Here is an 18,935-nt window from a genome sequence, read left to right as displayed (position 1 = left end):
GCGCGCGCCCAGCACTAGAACCCGATCTCCTTGCAGGTGCACTTCGACTTGTCCTTGCAATCGGCCGGCGCCTTCGGGTTGTTGATGTTCATCGACAGCGAGAACACGCGGCCCGCGTCCTGCGGATATCGGTAGATCACACCCCACACCGCGTCGAAGTTGTTGGTGCCCGCGATCTCCTTGACATCGGCGTTGGTGAGGAACGGCAGCTCGAGCGTGCCCGTGCCCGTGATCGCGCCGGAGCTCTGCGTCGACAACGGACCGGCGGACGCGTCGATCGTCACGGTCTGACAATTCGCCTTGGGGAACTTGCCGAACGCGTTCGCCGGGCAGTTGGTGCCGACGGCGTCGGGCAGGTACGTCACCAGCACCGCCTCGCACACCGTGCCGTTGCACTTGTACTGACTCTTGAACTTGTGGCCATTCGCATTGATGCACGGGTCGACGCACATCTCGATGTGCACCGGGATCTTGTCGCCCGGCTGGATGTTCGTCGCCGCGCACACCGTGCCGCGGAAGAACGGCAGCGTCTCGGTGAAGGACGCGGGCGCGGGCTCGGGGCCCGTGGCGTCGACGTCGAGCACCTGCGGCTCGCACGTGTTGGTCGCGTCGTCACACGCCTCGCCGCGCTGTGGGCACGGCGCACCGGCACCGCACTCGCCGCTGTCCTCGGCGAAGCATCCGAACACGAACCCGACGAGCGCGAGGCTCGTGACACCGAACACTCTTTGTATGCGATTCATGATGATCTCGTTCCTCTTTTGCTCTCACCTCGAATCGTAGCCGATGTTTCGCCGACCACGCACCCCCGCGATCGCCTGGGTGAGACCTGGCGCCGACCGTTGTTCCCTGGCCGTGCGCGGGCAGATCGGGCGAGCCCACATTTCAACCCTGGGTATCTAGCGCTTGACACCGGGATCGCGGGAGCCGGTACGCATCGCCGTCTGCCGCTCTCCCCTTCTAGGAGTTCGGTTTCATGCGCTCATTCGCCCTTCTCACTCTCTCCACGGTGCTCGCTTTCGCGGCGTGCAACGAAAAAGAATCCGCCACGTCGGCGACGGAAAGCATGGCTGCGGGCACCACGATGGAGCCGGAAACCACGGCAGAGCCGGCAGAAACGACCACCACGACGACCACCGGGGAGACCACGACGACCGCCCCCGGCACCGCCACCGAGGCCATCCCCACCACCGGCCCCACGCCGACGACCGGCACGACCGCCGAGGACGCCACCACCACCACCACCGGCGAGACCACGGCGGAGACGACGACCACCACCGGCGAGACCGAGACCGGCGGCGAGACCACCGGGACCGTGATCCCGTCGACCGGCCCGTTCGAGAGCTGCAACAACGTGACGGACGTCGACTGTGACGGCAACGCGGTCTGCGTCGACGGTGCGAGCACGTCGGGCAAGATCACCGGAGCGTTCTGCGCCCCGAAGTGCATGGGTCAGGGCTCGTGCCCGCAGATCCAGGGCCTCGCCCCCAACGTCCAGCCGGTCTGCGCCTTCGACACCGACATGGACTCGAAGGCCGACATCTGCGCGCTGTTGTGCGTGATGGCCAGCGACAACTGCCCTCAGGGCTCGAAGTGCGAGGACATCGGCATCCCCGAGATGCAGATGATGAAGTTCGGCGTGTGCACCTGGCCGCCGGCCTGACCGGCGACTCGCAGCTCAGGCCGCCGCGGTGGCGGCCTTGAGCTTGCTCTCGAGTTCGCCGTTGGCGTCCATCTCGCGGACGATGTCGCAACCGCCGACGAACTCGCCGCCGATGTAGAGCTGCGGGATGGTCGGCCAGCTGGCGAACTGCTTGACGCCCTCGCGCACGGCGGGGTCGGACAGCACGTTGAAGGTCTCGAACGGCACCGCGTGCTTCTTGAGGATCTCGACCACCACCGCCGAGAAGCCGCACTGCGGGAAGCTCTTGTTGCCCTTCATGAAGAGCATGACCTTGTTGTTGGCGACGAGGTGGGCGATGAACTTCTGGACGTCCTCGTGGGCTTGCATCGTCGGTCTCTCGATCAGGCAGGCGTGGTGCAGACGGGTGCGGGCGGCCGCCGTCCGCGCGCATTCGACCGCGGCGGGCGGCTCTCGCCGCGAGTGATACACGCTGGCCCGCACCCCAGCAAGGCGCCGTGAACGCTCTTCTTGCGGAAGGTCGCCCGCTCGGGTCATAACCACTTCCGCTCGCATGGCCCCGCGGACCCTGCCCTCGCCCCTGTGCTCACGTCGGATCTGGCTGCACGGCCTCGCCGCCGCCGCCGGGGCCGCCCTCTTGCCCAGGCCCGCGCGCGCGGCCGAGTCCGCCCCCGCGGCCCCGGGCAAGCGCATTCTCATCGTCGGCGACAGCATGATCGCCGGCGGCGTCGGCCTGTTCCTCGAGAACGGCCTGAGCAAGACATTAGGCTACGTGGTGCGCCGCAAGGGCAAGAGCAGCACCGGCCTGGCCCGCCCCGACTTCTTCTCGTGGCCGAAAGAGGCGCAGAAGCAGGTCGACGAGTTCCTGCCCGACGCCGCGGTCGTGATGTTCGGCGGCAATGACGTCCAGGGCCTGCGCATGCCCGACAAGGGCTGGATCACCTGGCCCGAACCCGAGTGGCCGGAGGAGTACGCGCGGCGCGTCAACGCGTTCGCCGACATCGTCGCCCCCGGCGGCAAGCCGCTGTTCTGGATCGGCATGCCGGTGATGCGGCCCGAGAAGTTCCACACGCGGGTCCAGCGGGTCAACACGATCTACCGCGCGGAGATGGCGATCCGTCCCGGCGCGCACTTCATCGACATCTGGCGCCTTTTGGCCGACGACGAGGGCAACTACACCGACCGCCTCGATGTCGACGGCGAGCCCGGCGGCAAGAAGGTCCGGGTCCGCGCGGGCGACGGGATCCACCTGAGCGTGGCGGGCGCCCATCACGTCGAGGCCCACGTGCGGGCGATCGTCCACGCGGTCCTGTCCGGCAGTTCGGCCGACACGCCCGTCGACGTGGCGGTGGCAGGCGCGCCTCCCGAGGCCATCCCGGCCGGCTGAACCTGTCCTCACGGCCCTCCCTTCACTACATCGGGACGCGTCTTCACGGCGAAGCGTGTCCGGATCCGTCCGCGCCCACAGGGTCCTCCTGGCCTGCGTGGCAAAACTCGACAAGCAAACTCACCCGCAGAGCGCGCCCGCGTGCACATGCACCTCGCGCTCGGCCGGCCGCTTGGGGCAAGATGGCCCCGCCCGTGCCCGAGGCCCCGCACAAGCGCCTGCGTGAACGGTGGATCGCATGGGTCCTCGCGCAGCACCGCCTCGTGCTCGCGCTGGCGCTGCTGCTCACCGTCGTCTCCGCCTACCTCTCGTCGCAGCTGCGGGTCGACAGCGACCTGCGCTCGCTGCTGCCCGAGGACCACGCGGTCCTCACCAGCCTCGATCGCATCGAGACCTCGTTCGGCGCGCTCGGCAGCGTCAACGTCGTGCTCAAGGAAGGCGCGCCCGAGCAGCGCCGCGCGCTCGCCGACGCGATCGCCGAGCGCACGCGCCAGAGCCCGCTGGTGCGCGACGTCGAGTACCGCCTGCGCAGCGACTTCTTCGCCGAGCACGCGCTCTACTACCTCAGCGACACGGAGATGGAGGCGCTCGACGAGCACTTCCAGGCGTGGACGCACTACGAGCTGTGCCGCGCCGAGCCCGACGTGTGTCTCGACGAGCCCGACCCCGAGGCGCCCAGGGCCCTGCGCAGCTTCATCCGCAGCAAGCAGGACGCGGCGCTGTCGCGCACGACCTTCAAGGACTACTTCGAGCGCGACGACATCTCGGCGCTGGTCCTGCTGATCCATCCGACGAAGTCGTCGAGCGACCTCGACTTCGCCGAGGCGGTGTCGAACCAGATCCGCGGCGACGTCGCGGCGGTGCTCGCCGAGCCGGGCGCGCCGTGGGCCGGCGCGAACATCACCTACAGCGTGGTCGGCCCGTACCCGATCAAGGCCGAGGAGCGCGAGACGATCCGCCGCGACATGCTGCGCAGCGGCGCGTTCGGGGTGCTCGGCGTCGTCGTGATCCTCTACCTGCTGTTCCGCTCCGGCCGCGCGGTGCTGACCCTGCTCGTGCCGCTGGTGTGCGGCGTGACCTGGTCGATGGCGCTGACGCAGCTCGTCCTCGGCCGCCTCAACGCGATCACCAGCCTGATCTCCACCGTGGTCGTCGGCATGGGCATCGACGCCGGCATTCACTTCCTCGTGCGCGTGCGCGAGGAGCAGAGCCGCGGCAGCGACCGCGAGGCGATCACCCGCGCGTTCGCCAACCTGATCGGCCCGCTGCTGATCGCCTCGGCGACCACGCTCGGCGCGTTCGCGGTGATGTCGAGCTCGGTGTTCCCGGCGTTCCAGGAGTTCGGCCTGATCGCCGGCTTCGGCGTGCTCCTGTGCCTGCTGGCGATGCTGACGGTGTACCCGGCGATCCTCTGCCTCGTCGGCGTGAAGCGGGTCGGCGACGCGCAGACCCGGCGACCGGGGCGCGGGGCGGTGACCCGCGTGCTGCTGGCGCGGCCCGGGGTGGTGCTGGGGCTCGTCGCGGCGCTCACCGTCGGCGCGGCCGTGGTCGCGCCCGGGGCCGAGTTCGAGAACTCGACCCGCGAGCTGCAGTCGGCCCGCACGCGCGCGCTCTACAAGCCCGAGGTGTTCCTCATCAGCAAGATCTTCGGCAAGGACATCCACGCCGGGGTGCTGGTGGTCTCGACGCTCGAGCAGGCGCGCGCGGTGCTGACGCAGGCGCGCGCGGTGCAGGCCGAGCGCCTGGCCGATGGGACAGGTACCGTAGTAGCAGAGCTGCTGGCCGCGCCCGACCTCCTGCCCGACCCGGCGATCGACGCCGCCAAGCGCAAGGAGGCGATCGCGGCGATGACGGGCGACGTCCCCGAGCGCACGTGGAAGCGGCTCGAGGAGCGCGCGGCCGGCCGCGGCGAGGACGGCGACGAGGCCCTGACGCCCGAGGACGCGCGCCGGCTGCAGAACATGCTGAAGGCCGAGCCGGTGACGGTGGAGCGCCTGCCGCCGGCGATCCGCGACAAGGTGTACAGCCGGGACGGGCGCTTCGCGGTCTACGCCTACCCCAACTTCGACGCGGCCGACATCTCCATGGGCCTGAAGTTCATGGAGGAGACGGCGAGGTACACCGAGGGCGTCGAGGGCTTGCAGGCGGACGACGCGCTGTTCGTCGGCGAGACCACGGTCTACGCGCTGATGTACGAGTTGATGCAGTCCGAGGCGCCGACGGTGCTGGCGATGGCGCTCGGGCTGATCGCGGTGATCGTGGTCGCGCAGATCCGTTCGCTGCCGCGCACGCTGCTGACGCTGGCGCCGCTGCTGCTCGGGTTGCTGTGGCTGGTCGGCCTGATGGCGGCCGCGGGCGTGCGCTTCACCCTGTTCAACATCCCGATCCTGCCGGCGATCCTCGGCATCGGCGTCGACAACGGGGTGTACTTGACCGACCGGATCCGTCACATGCGCGACGAGGTCGGCGGCCTCGCCCACGCGCTCGGCGAGACGGGCGCGGCCATCGGCGCGGCGACTGCGACCACGGCGATGGGCTTCGCCGCGTTCATCATCGCCGACTCCGGCGGCCTGCGCGGGATCGGGGTGCTCGCCGTGTGCGGGATCGGCATCGCGGCGGTCACCGCGATCCTGGTGCTGCCCAGCGTCGCCGCGCTCGCGGCCCGGCTCCGCCGCAGACCGTGACCCGCGCCGGCCGGCGACATGCCTCCTTCGACATGTCGGATCGGACATCTGCCGCGCGGCTGGCCGGGCGACCGGCGAGCTGGTAGCGTGCGGACGTGGGCGAGGCGACCGGCGAGCGGGGGTCCGAGCTTCGGGGCGCGGCGGTGTTCGCCGCGGCGATCGCCTTGCTGGGGGGAGCGCTCGCGCTGGTGCAGGCGCGGCTGCAGCCGCCGCCGGCGCGCGGAGAAGATGCCCCCGAGGACATGTTCTCTGCGACACGTGCGCTCGCTCGCCTCGACCGGCTGATCGGCGACGACGCGCCGCACCCGGTCGGTTCGCCCGCGGCGGCGCGGCTGCGCGAGAAGATGCTGGCCGAGTTCGCGGCGCTGGGCGTCGCCGCCGAGGTGCAGGAGGGCTTCGCCTGCGGGCCGCGCAGCGCCGGCTGCGGGCGGGTGTGGAACGTCGTCGCGGCGCTGCCCGGGCGCGAGGAGGGCCCGGCGTTGCTGGTCTCGGCCCACCACGACTCGGTGGCCGCCGGGCCCGGCGCAGGCGACGACGGCTCGGGCGTGGCGACCGCGTTCGAGGTGGCGCGCGCGCTGCTGGCCGGGCCGCGGCCGCGCAACCCGGTGGTCTTCGTGCTGGTCGACGGCGAGGAGTCGGGCCTGCTCGGCGCGCAGGCGTTCGTCGACGCCCACCCGCGCGCGGCCTCGATCGGCGCGGTCATCAACCTCGACGCCGGGGGCACGCGCGGCGTCACCTCGCTGACGCGCACCACCGCGAGCAACGACGGCCTCGTCGCCGCGGTCGCCGAGGCGGTGCCGCGGCCGTACGGCGCGAGCGTGATCGGTGCGGTCTACGGGCTCACGCCGTACGACACCGACTTCACCGTCTACAAGAACGCCGGCTGGCCGGCCCTCGACTTCGGCTTCGGCGAAGACAAGGCCCACTACCACACGCCGCTGGACCGCCTGGCCAACCTCGACGCGCCGAGCGTGCAGCACCTCGGCGACACCGCGCTGGCCAGCGTGCACGCGCTCGCCGAGGCCGACCTCGCGGCGCTGCCGGAGCGCTCGCGCGTCTACGTCGACGCGCTGGGCGGGGCGCTGCTGCACGCGCACGCGCTGTGGATGCCGGTGTTCGCCGCGCTCGCGCTCGCCGGGCTGTTGCCCGCAGCGCGCCGGCTCGCGCGCGCGGGCGGCGGCGATCGACGGGCGTGGTGGCGACGCGGGCTCGGCTTCGCGGCGCTGGTCGCCGGCCCGACGGCGGTCGGCGCCGGTTTGATGGCGGCGATCGCCTGGCTCGGCGGGGCCGAGGTCGCCGGGCACGCGCATCCGCTGGCGCCGCGGATCGCCCTGTGGACGGCCGTGCTCGCGCTCGGCGGCGCCATCGTCGGCGGGCTCGCGCGCGGCGACGCGGTCGCGCGGGCCTGGCTGTGGCTCGGCCCGTGGCTGGCGCTGGCGCTGATCGCCGCGATCACGGCGGTCGCGCTGCCGGGCGCCAGCGTCGGCGTGCTGCCGCCCGCGCTCGTCGCTGCGCTGCTGGCTCTTGCGACATGTCGTTTCCGCCATGCGCCTTCGAGCATGTCGTGGAGGACATGGCCTTCGGGGTGGGCGGTCCTGCTCGGCCTGGCGCTGCCGGCGCTGATGTGGCTGCAGGCGGCGGTGCGCGTCGAGGCGGTGTTCGGCCTCGGGCCCGCCGCCGCCGGCGTGCTGGCGCTGCTGGGTTCGTTGCTGGCGCCGCTGTGGTTCGGGCTGGGTCGGCTGCGCCGGCCCCTCGTGGTCGGGCTGGCGGGCGCGAGCGTGGTGGCCACGGCGATCGCCGTCACGCAGCCGGCGTACACCGAGGAGCGCCCGCGCCGCCTGAGCCTGCTCTACCACCTCGACGCCGACAGCGGCGCCGGGCGGTGGATCGTCGGCGCCGACGCGCCGCTGCCGGACGCGCTGCAGGCGGCCGCGCCGTTCGGCGCCGAGGGGCCCGCGTTCGCGTGGGACACCGACGAGTCGCCGAGCTTCGTCGCGCCGGCTCCCGCGTCCGAGCTGGCCCCGCCGGTGGTCGAGCTCGAAGCGGACCGCGAGCCGCCGCCGACCGAGGGGCGCCGGGTGACCCTGCGCGTGCGGTCGGCCCGCGGCGCGCGGGTGATGGCGATGTTCGTGCCCGAGGCCGCGGAGCTGCGCGGCGTGGCGATGAACGGGACCGTGCTGCCGCCGTATCCGGAGCACCGGCGCAGGTACGTCGCCGGCGGCGAGGTCTACGGGATCGTCGCGCCGCCGCCCGAGGGCGTGGTCGTCACGCTCGAGCTGGACAACCCCGCGTCGGTCGAGGCTGTTGTTTGGGACCTGTCGGAAGGGCTGCCCGTGGCGGGTGACGCGCTGAGGGCGGCGCGCCCGGCCTGGGCCATTCCCTCGCACGGCGGCGACCGGACCATGGTGTCGCGCCAGATCTCGCTGTGACGACCCGCGCGCAGTTCCGTCCACATCGCCGCAGATGCCCCGCGACGCAGGTGGCGGGCCGTGCGGGTCGATGGCCCTCGGGCGACCCCGAACGGCGGTCCCCCTGCGCGACTGCCGGGCCGCGTCGGCGAGCTCACCCGCGGCGCGAAGCTGCCCCGATCTGTCGCCCTCCGCACGTCCGGCGGCGACGCTCCGCGACATTTGCTATGGTGATCAGGAAGGCGGCACGCCGCGCGAGCGACGGGCCGTGACAACCCTTCACGACGGACTACTCTGGCTCACTCATGAATCGCCTCCGGCCCACGAAGGGGCGTCGACCCCTCGGCACTGCGCGTCGCCTGCGCCCCGACCTCGCACGCGAGGGCGCGCTCGAGGTCGATCGTGAGGCCGCGGAGTCGCAAGCGCTGGTGCGGCGCGGCGTCGGCTGGGACCAGTCGGCCGCGCTCGAGGCGGCGCCGTTCCGCGAGACCGACCCGCTCGATTCGCCGCTGTCGGCGCGGATCTTGAGCCTGCTCTCCGACCCGCGGATCGACTTCCTCACCGTCGCCTCGGCCGCCGACGCGCTCGGTTCGCCGCGGCAGGACATCGAGAACGCGCTCGAGGCGATGCGCCAGGCCGGCGTGCTGGTGGCGATCGGCGGCGGCTCGGTGGTCCGCTACGGCGTCACGCCCGAGACCAAGGGCGAGCTCGAGGCCGAGTTCCGCGCCGCCGCGCAAGAGCTCGGCGAGCACGCGCTCCTCGCTCGCCTGTCCACCGAGACAGCTCTGGTCCCGTTCGAGGACGAGGAGCCGCGCCTGCCCGCGACCGCCGGCCTGCTCAGCCTGTTCCTGCCCGGCACCGGCCAGCTGCTCAACGGCGACATCGGCCGCGCCTCGCTGGTGTTCGCGGTGTGGAGCCTCGCGTGGATCACCCACCTCTCGCCGGTGTGGACCTTCGTGTGCCTGTACGCCGGCGCCGAGGCGTTCCTGACCGCGAAGATCCGCAGCATGGAGCGCAAGCTCGCCGAGGACAACCACGCCCTCCCGCCGGGCGCCGCCGGGCCGAAGAAGCTGCCCTCGCCGCGGCCGACCTGAGCTTGCCTCGAAGGACATGCTCGTGAGGGCATGCCCGCACGGACATGCCCTCGCAGACATGTTCACTCAGCCATGGTCGACCGGGCCGGCCTGGACGCCGCGGGCGCGGCTCGGCAGGGTCAGCGGCACGTAGGGCAGGCGCTGGGCGCCGGTCAGCTCGGCGGGGGCGTGGATCCACCGGTAGCTGAGCCAGCGCTCGAGCACGGACTGGGTGTACGCGCGGGTCTCGTCGTAGGGGATCGCCTCGATGAAGAGGTCGAAGTCCCAGTCCTTGCGCTTGTCGAGCCACTTTTCGACGGCGCCGGCGCCGGCGTTGTAGCTGGGGATCGCCAGCGGCACCGCCGACTCCTCGCCGCCGAAGCGACGCACGAGGTTGCCGAGGTAGAGCGTGCCGAGGTCGAGGTTGAGCGACGGGTCGAACAGGCGCGCGTCGTTGAAGCCGTCGACGCCGGCCTGGCGCGCGAGGTCCTTGGCGGTCGCCGGCATCAGCTGCACGAGCCCGCGGGCGCCGGCCCACGACGTCACGCCGGGCTCGAAGCGGCTCTCGGTCTGCATGATGGCGAAGGTGAGGAACCACGGGACCTGGTGCGCGCCCTCGCCGGCGCGCACGAGGTCGGAGAACGCCAGCGGGTGGGCGATCGTCCACAGCTCGCGGTTGGGCCCGACCGGCGGGGTCTGGCGCCAGCCGCTGCCGAGTGCGCCGAGCAATCGCTGCGACTCGCCGTAGAGGCCGGCCTGGGCCAGCACCGCGGCCGCGGGCCAGCCGTCGATCTTCGCGTCGCTGAGCTCCTCGCGGGCCTCGTCGCCGAGGCCGAGGCGCGCGAGCAGCAGGGCCCGCTCGGCGGCAGGCGTGGGCGGCAGGTCGAGGCGCACGGCGGCCTGGGCCTCCGACTTCTCGAGCGCCGCGATCGCACGCGCGAGCGGCTCGTCGCCGGCCTCGCGCAGGCGTGACATGGCCTGAAGGCCAGGATAGCTCAGCGGCGCGGTGGCGACGACGTCGAGCCACGCGGCCACGGCGTCGTCGGCCCGGCCGAGGCGGTGCAGGCCGCGGCCGCGGAAGTAGTGCAGCTTGGCGCGCTCGCGCAGGTCGAGGCCCTTCTGCGTCAGGCCGTCGTCGGCCAGCTTGAGCGCGTCGGCCGGGCGGTCCTGCGTCAGCGCCAGCACCAGCAGGCGGCGCCGCGCCTCGAAGGCCATGTCGCCGCCGGGGAAGCGCTCGAGCATGCCCTCGTAGGCCTGGCGCTCGCGCGGCTTGTCGCCCTTCTCGGCCCACGACTCACCGGCCAGCAGCAGCGAGTCGTCGGCGTAGCTGTGGTCGGGGAACTCGTCGGCGACCGCCTGGAATTGCTTGGCCGCGCGCTCGTACTCGCCCTCGGCGTAGCGGCCGCGACCGGCCTGGTACAGCGCCTTGACGAGCGTGTCCTTGCGGCCAGCTCCGGCCTTGCGGCACGACGCCGCCGCCTGCTCGAACACCGGGCGCGACTTGGCCCGCTTGCGCTGCTTGAAGATCGCCGTGCCCTTGAGGAACAGCGCCTCGCAGCGGTCGGCCTCGGGCGGCTGCAGGCCCAGGAACTCGTCGACGTCGCGGATGACCGCGGCGTAGCGGCCGCGCGCCTGCTCGTCGCGGATCTTCGCCAGCGTCCGCTGGCGCGCGGCCTCGCGGTCCTCGGCGAAGCTGCGCCGCAGCCCGATCTTCTGCGCCAGCGCCGGCAGCCGCTCCTCGGCCTCGCGGCCGTAGTCGGACAGCGGCACGTCGAGCAGCAACTTCTCGTACAGCTCGATCGCCTCGCGCAGCTCCTCCGGCGCCTCGCCCTCGGCCAGCAGCCGCGCCCGCTTGGCCCGCACCTCGTGCCGCCGCGGCGACTGCGGGTACTTGGCGATGAACGCCGCGTACTGCGCGAGCGCGCCGGCGCGGTCGTTGGTGCGCGCCCTGGCGTCGGCGCTGGTGATCGTCGCCGCGGCCTCGATCGCGGTCCCGGCGGCCGCCTCGACGAGCCCCGCCAGCGGCGCGCGGGCCTTCTCGGGCATGCCGGCGTCGAGCCACGCCTGCGCCTCGAGCAGGCGGATCCGCGGCGCCACCGCGGCCAGCCCCGGCGCGGCGCGGGCCTCGGCCAGGCGCCCGGCGGCCTCGGCGAATCGCTGCGCCCGCAGGTCCTCGAGCGCGCGCAGCCACAGCGCGGCCGCGCGGTCGTCGGCGGCGAGCGAGCTGTCCTGCAGCACCTCGTCGAGCAGCTTGGTGGCGGCGGGGAAGTTCTGCCGCTCGCGCGCGAGGATCGCGTCGCGGCCGGGTCCGCTGGAGAACCACAGCTTGCGCTCGGGCTCGGCGACCGCGGCCGGCTCCTTGTCGACGTCTTTCTCGGGGCGGGTGAGGTCGCCGGTGAACAGCGGCGGCGTCGGCTCGCCACGACATGCCCCCAAAGACAGGCTCATCAGGGCGAGCAGGGCGATCGGGCCGCGAATCGATGGGCGTTGCATCACCTGCTCCTTAGACCAGCCGCGTCGGCTCGTTCTCGGGGTCGTAGATCTCGACGCGGTCGCCGCCGGCGCGGCGGGCGATCGTCAGCGCCGACTCGGCCGCCTTGATCAGCGCGTCGGCGGTCGGCTCGTGCAGCAGCGCCAGGTCGGCGACGCCGAGCGACAGGGTCAGCCGCAGCGACTCGGGCCCGGCGAGCTCGCGCGCGGCGATCGTCTCGCGCAGGCGGCGGGCCGCCCGTGAGGCGCGCAGGGCGTCGACGTCGCGGCACAGGAACGCGAAGTCCTCGTCGCCGAGGCGGGCCAGCAGGTCGTCGCTGCGGGTGCTCTCGACGATCGTCAGGCACATGTTCCGCAGGACATTGTCCGCGGCGCCGTCGCCGAGGGCCTCGCGCACGCCGGCGAAGCCGTCGAACTCGAAGCGGACCAGCGCGAGCGGCTTGCCGTGGCGCAGCGCGACGGCGACGTCGCTCTCGAGCCGGTTGAGGAAGTAGCCGCGGGCGAACAGCCCGGTCAGGCGGTCGCGCAGCGTCGACTCGTACAGCTCACGCTGGTGGTCGTCGTCGCTGTCCTCGTGGAAGGTGAAGCGGAGCACGCTGGCGGCCCCGAGCTGGATCTTGTCGCCCTCGCGCAGGGGGTGGCGGTCGACGCGGTCGCCGTTGGCGAACGTCCCGTTGGTCGAGCCCGCATCCGAGAGGTAGTACACGCCCTTGTCGACCGTTACGGCCGCGTGGGTGCGGGAGATTCCCTCGTCGTTGATCCGCACCGTCGCCGTGAGCCCGCGGCCGATCGTCGTGTACGCGGGGTCGAGCTCGAACATCTCGCCCATGCGGTCGCCCGCGAGCACGACGACGAACGCCTTCCGCGGCCCCTCCTTGTCGGAGGCGCGGTCGGGGGCTTGAAAACGTCCTGGCGCGGCGGCCACTTGCACGCATCGTAGGGCCGCAGTCCCCTTCAGGGCAACAATTGGGCCCTTCTGCCGCCGAGGCGCTCGCGGCGCGCACCCGCGGCCTTGCGCGGGCTCTCAGGCCGACTCATACTCGTCGTTCTCACCGAGGCGCCCGTCGCCTCGGCGAAGTTCTCTTCCACGTCCACACGGGGGTGTCAGGTTTCGACGGGGGTACTGAACGTGACGGATCGCGTGCCGGGGCTGCTCACTCAGCCACGTAAAAATGAGTGGGAATCATAGCTGCCAACGACAACAGCTACGGCCAGATGGCCCTCGCGGCGTAAGAACCCGCGACATCCCCGCCCGAGAGGCTCCGATAGGAACGGGGGTGTGATTACCGGAGCTGGCGTGAGCGCCTCGCCCCGAGCGCACACGTGAGATGAGGGGATCGCACCGGAGAGGGCCTGCCGTGGGCATGCTCCGGGGCTAAATCAAATACAGCGGCTACGCACGTAGTGGTCCCACCGGATGGCTCGCGGACCCGGGTTCAATTCCCGGCGCCTCCACTCACGCCGCACCAGCCCTTCATGCCTGGTGCGGCGACCCTCTTCGCACGGTGACGAGCGCGGTCTCGTCGACCATGCCGCCTCGCTGGCAGTCCGCTGTCCAGGGCCTCGCGCCCTCGACGCGGCCTGGGCAAGGCGTTCTTTCTTGGGTCGCGCTCGCAACGCGACGCACGACCTCGAGCGCAGACGCGGACATGCGCGCCGACGATCTCTGCCGTCGCTGCGTCTGCCGCCCCCCGCGCACTCGCGGCTAGGAGATGCCGTCGATGCAGTCGGCCACCGCGAACAGCGCCTGGTCGCCGGCATCGTCGGGGTCGAAGCTGGTCTCGTCCACACTGTGGGCGCCCGCCGGCAGGGCGGCGATCCGGCGAAAGCCCTGGCCGGGCCGCAGCCGCGGCGAACGCAACAAGTAGACCCGTCCGCGCGCGACGTAGAAGACCCGGCGATCGTCGGCGTAGAAGCCGTCGCGCACGCGCACGAGCGCGAAGTCCTCGCCGTACACGTGCATGTCGTGGGTCGTCGGAGCCGGGCGCTCGGCGACCCGCGTCTCGGGGGTCATGAATGTCTCGAAGTCCAGTTGCACGCCGGCCTCGTAAGCACGCATCGATCCCCTCCGACTCCAGGGACATTTAACAGCGGCCACCGCCGCGCCCGTCAAGCGAGATCGATCGCGGGCCCGCGAGCCGGCCGACCGCGATCGTGAATTCGCGCCGCGGAAGGCCCCGCAAACCCCGTCCGGAGCAGCGAGCATGGTCACGACGGCAGGCTCATGCGTGACCTCGACCGCGACCGGCCCGGAGACCGCGCACTCGCAGCGGACCGGCAGCGCGCGCGGACGCGCGCACGCGATCTGGCTGCGCGGACATGTCTGTTGCGACATGTCCGTTCGCGCATGCCGTCCAGGACATGCTCGAACGGACCGCCGCGGCGCTCAGCCGAGCTCGACGCGCACCGTGGAGATCAGGCGGCGCAGCGCGCGGGCGACCACGTCGGTGTCGGGGTGGCGGAGGATCGCGTAGCCCTCGCCCTCGTACGACTCGGCGCGCGGCTGACCGACCTGCGGCAGCTTGACGTCGACGACGAGGTCGCCGAGCTCGCGCTGGGCCTCGGCGAGGCCGTGCACCGCGACGACCCGCGCGCCCGGGCGGACCTTGCCCTGGCCGCGGAAGAACGCCGCGCCGGCGGCGTACTTGCGCGGCGGCGCGTCCCACTGGTCGAACACGACCAGCCGCGCCCACCGCTCGTAGAAGTCGACGCCGTGGGCGTACGAGTTGATGCTGACGATCTGCGCCCCCGGAGGCCGCGCGCCGACCTCGGAGATCGCCACCGGCGAGCCGCCCGGACGGTCGCGGCGGAACCACTCCATGTGCGACAGCCCGGTGCCCATCCCGAGCGCCTGCAGGGCCGCCAGCGCGTGCGGCCGCGCGAGCCGGGTGTCCTCCGTGTCCTCCTCGCGCGGCATCAACACGGTCCACTGGATCCACGGGTTCTCGAGCACGTGCAGCGGCGGCGGGTCGTACAGCGTCGACGAGAACCACACCGGCTTGCCGCGGATCGTCACCGTCTCGAACGAGCGCTCGCGGCCGGTGACGAACTCCTCGGCCACCGCCGGCCGCTCGGGCGACGGGCGCAGCGCCGCGAGGGCGTGCTGCAGGGTCTCGGCGTCGGTGACGCGGAAGGTGCCCTTGGCGGCCGCCGAGTCCGGCGGCTTCAAGATCAGCGGGTAGCCGACGTCGAGCGCGAAGGCCCAGCCCTCGCCGGTCGAGGTGATCCGGCGGTGGCGCGCGCACGGCACTCCGGCCCGCTGCAGCGCGTCCTTCATGCGCGCCTTGTCGCGGAAGTTGCGCGAGGCCTCCGCGCCCATGCCCTCGATGCCGAGCCGGTCGCGCAGCTGGCCGAGCTGGACCTGCAGCTGCTCGAGCGTGCCGAGCAGGCGGTCGACGCCGCCGAGCCGGCCCGCCACCGCCTTGACCGCGCCCTCGAGGTGGCCGACGTCGAGCGCGTCGGCGACCCGCTCGTACGCCGCCAGCCGGCGCCGCAGCTCGGGCCCGACCCGCTCGAGCGGCTCCTGCGAGATCAGCCCCAGCCGCACGTTCGGCAGCGCCGCCACGGCGTGGACGAAGCGCATCGTCACGGGGAGGTGGAAGGGCGCGATGAAGATGACGGCGGTCATGGTCGAGTGTCTCTTCGCGCAGGTGCGTTCGGACAGGTCCTTTTGGCCGGCGCAGCCGCGCTCAGGAGTGCTCGGCCAGGTACTTCGGCAGCATCTCGCGCCAGGTCGGCCAGTCGTGGTCGTGGTCGGGGCCCCACAGGTCGACGCGGTTGGGCACGCCGCGGCGGCCGAGGACGCTGGCGATCTCCCACGAGTTGCCGGGCCTGTCCCACCGGCCCTCGCCGACGGCGAGGATCGCCAGGCGCGTGCGCAGGCGCCTCAGCTGCTCGCCCTCGGGCAGCTGCGGGAGAAAGTGGAGCGGCGAGAAGTAGTGGAGGTCGAGCGTGTGCACGCCGTCCATCCAGCCGGTGAGGTTGTAGGTGCCGCTCATGCCGATCGCCAGGGCGAACGCGTCGGGGTGGCGGACCAGCGAGGCGACCGCGTTGAGCGCCCCGATCGACGCGCCGGCGGTGACGATCTCGATGTCGGGCGTGCGGCAGTCGCTGCGGATCGCCGGCACCAGCTCCTCGGCCACGAACGCGTCGTACTGGTTCTGCAGCCACGCTTTTTGCTGCGGCGAGCGGTCGTCGCGGATCCAGTTCTTGCCGGCGACGCTGTCCGGCGAGTAGACCTTGATCCGGCCGGCGTCGATCAGCGGCGTGAGCACGCGGATCATCAGCATCCGCTCGCACTCCTCGCAGTCGCCCCCCGCGGTGGGGAACAGCAGCACCGGGCGGCCGTAGGTGCCCCAGCGGGCGAACGAGACCTCCGTGCGGAGGCGCGACGAGTACCAGGTCGAGCGCGTCTTTTCCATGGCAGGGGACGAACCTCGAGGCGGCTGCCGGCGGCCCCGCTTCGCGGCGCGGGGCGAGCCGGTTCTTGCGGACATGTCCTTCGGCACAGGCTAGTTCTTGACCTTCTTGCCCTTGCCGCCCTTGGGCGAAGTGCTGGGCGCCTTGACCGGCGCGGCCGCGGCCGGCTCGGCCGCGGCCGGCTCGGGCGCCCGCACCGGCTGCGCGGCCTCGATGGCGGGCACGACCTCGGCGGCCGGCGCCGACTCGACCGGCGGCGCGACCTCTTCAGCCGGCGGCGCGGCCGGCTCGACCGGCGGCGCGGTCACGACCTCGGTCGCTGCCGCGGCCGCGGCCGCCTGCTCCTTGACCGCGTTCATGCGGTCGGCCTCGCACTTGCGCCAGAACTGGATCAGGCCGAAGAAGTGGTCGGTGAACGCGTTCACCTCGTGGGCGGGGAACAGCGCCGCGACCTTGGCGCGCACGAAGCTCTTGGCGAGGTCGGTGCCGAAGAACTCCCACGTGACCTCGTCGAGGTGCGACAGGTGCTTGGCGACGAACTCCTGGAAGCGGTCGTTCTCCATCCGCTCGCGGGCGATCTTGGCGTAGCCGGCCAGGCGCTCGCGGTACGGCAGGTCCTTCCTGGCGATCTCGAAGAACGGGGCCCAGTCGAGGTTGAGCGCCTTCTTGCGCCCGGTGGCCGCGCAGAACAGCGACCAGCGGACCATGTTCTTGACCAGCTCGGGGAAGTGGAAGTGCAGCGACGTGACCTGGAAGTCGGGGCACGCGTTGGCGAAGTCGATCGGGTGGAAGACGCCGTCCTTGCGCAGCGACTCGCACGAGTTGAACTCCCAGCCGAAGAACGCGTTGATCGTCAGGCACGTGTCCTGGAGGACGCTCCACTCCTCGCCGTCGACGAAGAAGAAGTCGACCTTGTAGCGGTCGTGCAGCGGGGCGTCGGGGTCGTAGCGGACGATGTGGACCTGCGGGCCGATGCCGATCGCGCGCACGAACAGGTCGAACGGGTCGACCGCGCGCTGCAGGTGCATCACCCGCCGGCCGCTCTGCTCGTAGGCCTTGAGCAGCTGCTGGGTGTTGTTGATCTTGGTGACCCCGACCCACGCGCCGCCGTCGTACGGCTTCATGAACAGCGGGTAGCCGAGCTTCTCGCCGATCTCCGCCAGCTCGAACTTACGCCCGTAGCGCTCGAGCGTCGGGTAGATGTCGGGGTTGTCGGGCGAGAGCTCGCGCGGCGGCACCATCCACGTGTCGGGGATCGGCATCCCGAGCGCCATCATCGCCGCGTAGGTCGTGTGCTTCTCCATCGACTGGAGCGACCAGGGGTTGTTGAGCACGTAGAGGCCGTCCATCACCACGGCCTTCTTGATCCACTCGCGGCTGGTGTGGAACCAGTGGGTCAGGCGGTCGAGCACCATGTCGTAGCGACACGGCTGGCGTAGGTTGAACGGCTCGACGCTGACGCGCTCGACGTGGAACTTGATCGCGTCCTCGCCATAGGGGATGTTGAGATCGAGGCGCTTGACGATCTCTTCGTAGCAAGCGGGCCAGCACAGATCGGCCCCGAGTGACAATCCGATGTTCTTGGTGACGTTGGCCATGTCGGCTCCTCCTACGGCAGGCGCGACTCTTGCCAAAAACGCCCGCGTTTGCAAGGGCCGCCGCCGGCGCCGGCGCTACTCGTAGACCATCCACAACGGCCCGGGGAACAGCCACGACAGCCCGCTCCGCAGGCGGTCGCGCCAGTTCTCCCAGTTGTGCCCGTCGCGTGCCTCCTCGTACTTCACGTCCATCCCGGTCGACTGCAGGAGCGGCACCAGCGACCGATTCTCGTAGATCAGGCTCTCGTAGGTGCCGCAGCTGAGGTAGACCTTGTCGCTGGGCCTGCCGGGGCTCTCGCGGAAGGCGTTGACGAAATCCACCACCCTGGCGAACACCGGTCCGCGCTTGCTCTCGCCGATGTCGGTGAAGGCGAAGCTCCCCGATTGCAGGAGCAGGCGCCCGAACGTGCCCGGGTAGCGCCACGCGGTCGAGAGGGAGGCGACGCCGCCGAAGCTCGCGCCCATGAGGCAGCGCGCCGCGGGCGCCGCGTACAGCGGGTATCGCTTCTCCATGAACGGCAGGAGGTGCTCGGCGATGAAGGCGGCGTGGCTGGGGTTGTTGGGGTACTCGCCGATCCGGTCGCCCGGGTGCGTCAGCGCGGCCACCAGCGGCGCGACCTCGAGGCGGTGGATCAGGTTGTCGAGCACCGTCTTCAGCGCCGCGTAACGCAGGTAGTCGCCGCCGTCGTGGACGATGAGCAGCGGATACCGCCGGCTCTCGCGGAAACGCGCCGGCAAGTAGATGCTGACCCGCTGGGTCCCGAGCGGCGTGCCCTCGAGCGAGGCCTCGACCATCGAGCCCGGCCTGGCCTCCGGGTCATGTTCCGTCCAGTTCGGCGTGCGGTAGCCCTGGCCGTGGGCCACCGAATTGGCGCCGAACGGGTCGTGGGCGAGGTTGGGGTTGAGCGGGTCGCGGATCCACGTGCCGACGCCGCCGAGGATCACCTCGAGCTTGTACTCGACCCGCGACTGCGGCGGCAGCTCGAGCGTGTGGTACCAAAAGTCGGTGTTGCCGACCCGCGTGAACGGCTGCGACGAGCCGAGCCCGAACACCCAGTGACGCAGGTTCACCTGGTCGCCCGGGCCGCGGTACACGAACGTCGCGTTGCGGCCCTCGATCAGCGGGAAGCTGTGCGACCGCAAGAACTTGTCGATCGCCGCCGCGTCGACCGGACCGTGGGCGAGGAAGCTCTGGATCGCCAGCTTCGTGGGCGGGGTCAGACGGGTGTTCATG

At 71.8% G+C, this 18,935-nt stretch carries 14 protein-coding genes and 1 other RNA gene; 6 read left to right on the top strand and 9 right to left on the bottom strand.

Going from position 1 to position 18,935, the window contains the following annotated elements; genetic code table 11:
* Positions 1 to 14: 14 nt before the first annotated feature.
* Positions 15 to 743, bottom strand: a complete 729-nt coding sequence (locus K7C98_RS40905) for a hypothetical protein (RefSeq protein WP_224197368.1) — start codon at positions 741 to 743, stop codon at positions 15 to 17.
* Between the two features lie 341 nt (positions 744 to 1,084).
* On the opposite strand from K7C98_RS40905, the gene K7C98_RS40900 reads away from it, so the two are divergent.
* Positions 1,085 to 1,663: a hypothetical protein gene (locus K7C98_RS40900; RefSeq protein WP_224197367.1), complete on the top strand. Its 579-nt coding sequence runs from the start codon at positions 1,085 to 1,087 to the stop codon at positions 1,661 to 1,663.
* A gap of 15 nt (positions 1,664 to 1,678) precedes the next feature.
* Here the strand turns inward: K7C98_RS40900 and grxD are convergent, their stop codons facing one another.
* Positions 1,679 to 2,011, bottom strand: a complete 333-nt coding sequence (gene grxD / locus K7C98_RS40895; RefSeq protein WP_224197366.1) for a Grx4 family monothiol glutaredoxin — start codon at positions 2,009 to 2,011, stop codon at positions 1,679 to 1,681.
* A gap of 184 nt (positions 2,012 to 2,195) precedes the next feature.
* Between grxD and K7C98_RS40890 the strand changes: the two genes are divergently transcribed.
* From K7C98_RS40890 to K7C98_RS40875, 4 genes are all read left to right on the top strand, one after another.
* Complete coding sequence (locus K7C98_RS40890; protein WP_224197365.1) at positions 2,196 to 3,029, top strand: SGNH/GDSL hydrolase family protein; 834 nt, start codon at positions 2,196 to 2,198, stop codon at positions 3,027 to 3,029.
* Positions 3,030 to 3,223: 194 nt separating this feature from the next.
* Positions 3,224 to 5,713, top strand: coding sequence for an efflux RND transporter permease subunit (locus K7C98_RS40885; protein ID WP_224197364.1), 2,490 nt, complete (start codon positions 3,224 to 3,226; stop codon positions 5,711 to 5,713).
* Positions 5,714 to 5,808: 95 nt separating this feature from the next.
* Positions 5,809 to 8,142, top strand: coding sequence for a M20/M25/M40 family metallo-hydrolase (locus K7C98_RS40880; protein WP_224197363.1), 2,334 nt, complete (start codon positions 5,809 to 5,811; stop codon positions 8,140 to 8,142).
* 284 nt (positions 8,143 to 8,426) lie between these two features.
* On the top strand, positions 8,427 to 9,215 hold the full coding sequence (locus K7C98_RS40875; RefSeq protein ID WP_224197362.1) for a hypothetical protein: 789 nt from the start codon (positions 8,427 to 8,429) through the stop codon (positions 9,213 to 9,215).
* Between the two features lie 66 nt (positions 9,216 to 9,281).
* Here the strand turns inward: K7C98_RS40875 and K7C98_RS40870 are convergent, their stop codons facing one another.
* Together K7C98_RS40870 and K7C98_RS40865 are read right to left on the bottom strand one after the other, a co-directional pair.
* Positions 9,282 to 11,687: a transglycosylase SLT domain-containing protein gene (locus K7C98_RS40870; RefSeq protein WP_224197361.1), complete on the bottom strand. Its 2,406-nt coding sequence runs from the start codon at positions 11,685 to 11,687 to the stop codon at positions 9,282 to 9,284.
* A gap of 10 nt (positions 11,688 to 11,697) precedes the next feature.
* Positions 11,698 to 12,609: a diguanylate cyclase domain-containing protein gene (locus K7C98_RS40865; RefSeq protein ID WP_224197360.1), complete on the bottom strand. Its 912-nt coding sequence runs from the start codon at positions 12,607 to 12,609 to the stop codon at positions 11,698 to 11,700.
* 172 nt (positions 12,610 to 12,781) lie between these two features.
* On the opposite strand from K7C98_RS40865, the gene ssrA reads away from it, so the two are divergent.
* Positions 12,782 to 13,142: a transfer-messenger RNA gene (gene ssrA, locus K7C98_RS40860) on the top strand.
* Between the two features lie 247 nt (positions 13,143 to 13,389).
* Here ssrA and K7C98_RS40855 read toward each other — a convergent pair.
* The 5 genes from K7C98_RS40855 to K7C98_RS40835 form a co-directional block, all read right to left on the bottom strand.
* Positions 13,390 to 13,743 carry a hypothetical protein gene (locus tag K7C98_RS40855; RefSeq protein ID WP_224197359.1) on the bottom strand — a complete coding sequence of 118 codons (354 nt, stop codon included), beginning with the start codon at positions 13,741 to 13,743 and terminating at the stop codon, positions 13,390 to 13,392.
* A 327-nt stretch (positions 13,744 to 14,070) separates the two neighbouring features.
* Positions 14,071 to 15,312 carry an ATP-grasp domain-containing protein gene (locus K7C98_RS40850; protein ID WP_224197358.1) on the bottom strand — a complete coding sequence of 414 codons (1,242 nt, stop codon included), beginning with the start codon at positions 15,310 to 15,312 and terminating at the stop codon, positions 14,071 to 14,073.
* 61 nt (positions 15,313 to 15,373) lie between these two features.
* Positions 15,374 to 16,105, bottom strand: a complete 732-nt coding sequence (locus K7C98_RS40845) for an esterase family protein (RefSeq protein ID WP_224197357.1) — start codon at positions 16,103 to 16,105, stop codon at positions 15,374 to 15,376.
* A gap of 90 nt (positions 16,106 to 16,195) precedes the next feature.
* Entirely contained in the window at positions 16,196 to 17,701 is a 1,506-nt protein-coding gene (locus K7C98_RS40840) for an ATP-grasp domain-containing protein (RefSeq protein ID WP_224197356.1), read from the bottom strand.
* Between the two features lie 75 nt (positions 17,702 to 17,776).
* Positions 17,777 to 18,934 (bottom strand): alpha/beta hydrolase-fold protein, encoded by a 1,158-nt coding sequence (locus K7C98_RS40835; RefSeq protein ID WP_224197355.1) that lies wholly within the window; start codon positions 18,932 to 18,934, stop codon positions 17,777 to 17,779.
* Between the last annotated feature and the right edge of the window lies 1 nt (position 18,935).

Origin of the sequence: Nannocystis pusilla (assembly GCF_020073745.1) — a bacterium.
Lineage (GTDB): Bacteria > Myxococcota_A > Polyangia > Nannocystales > Nannocystaceae > Nannocystis > Nannocystis radixulma.
Note: the sequence above shows the minus strand (reverse complement) of the source record. Positions and strands in the feature narration are given on the sequence as shown.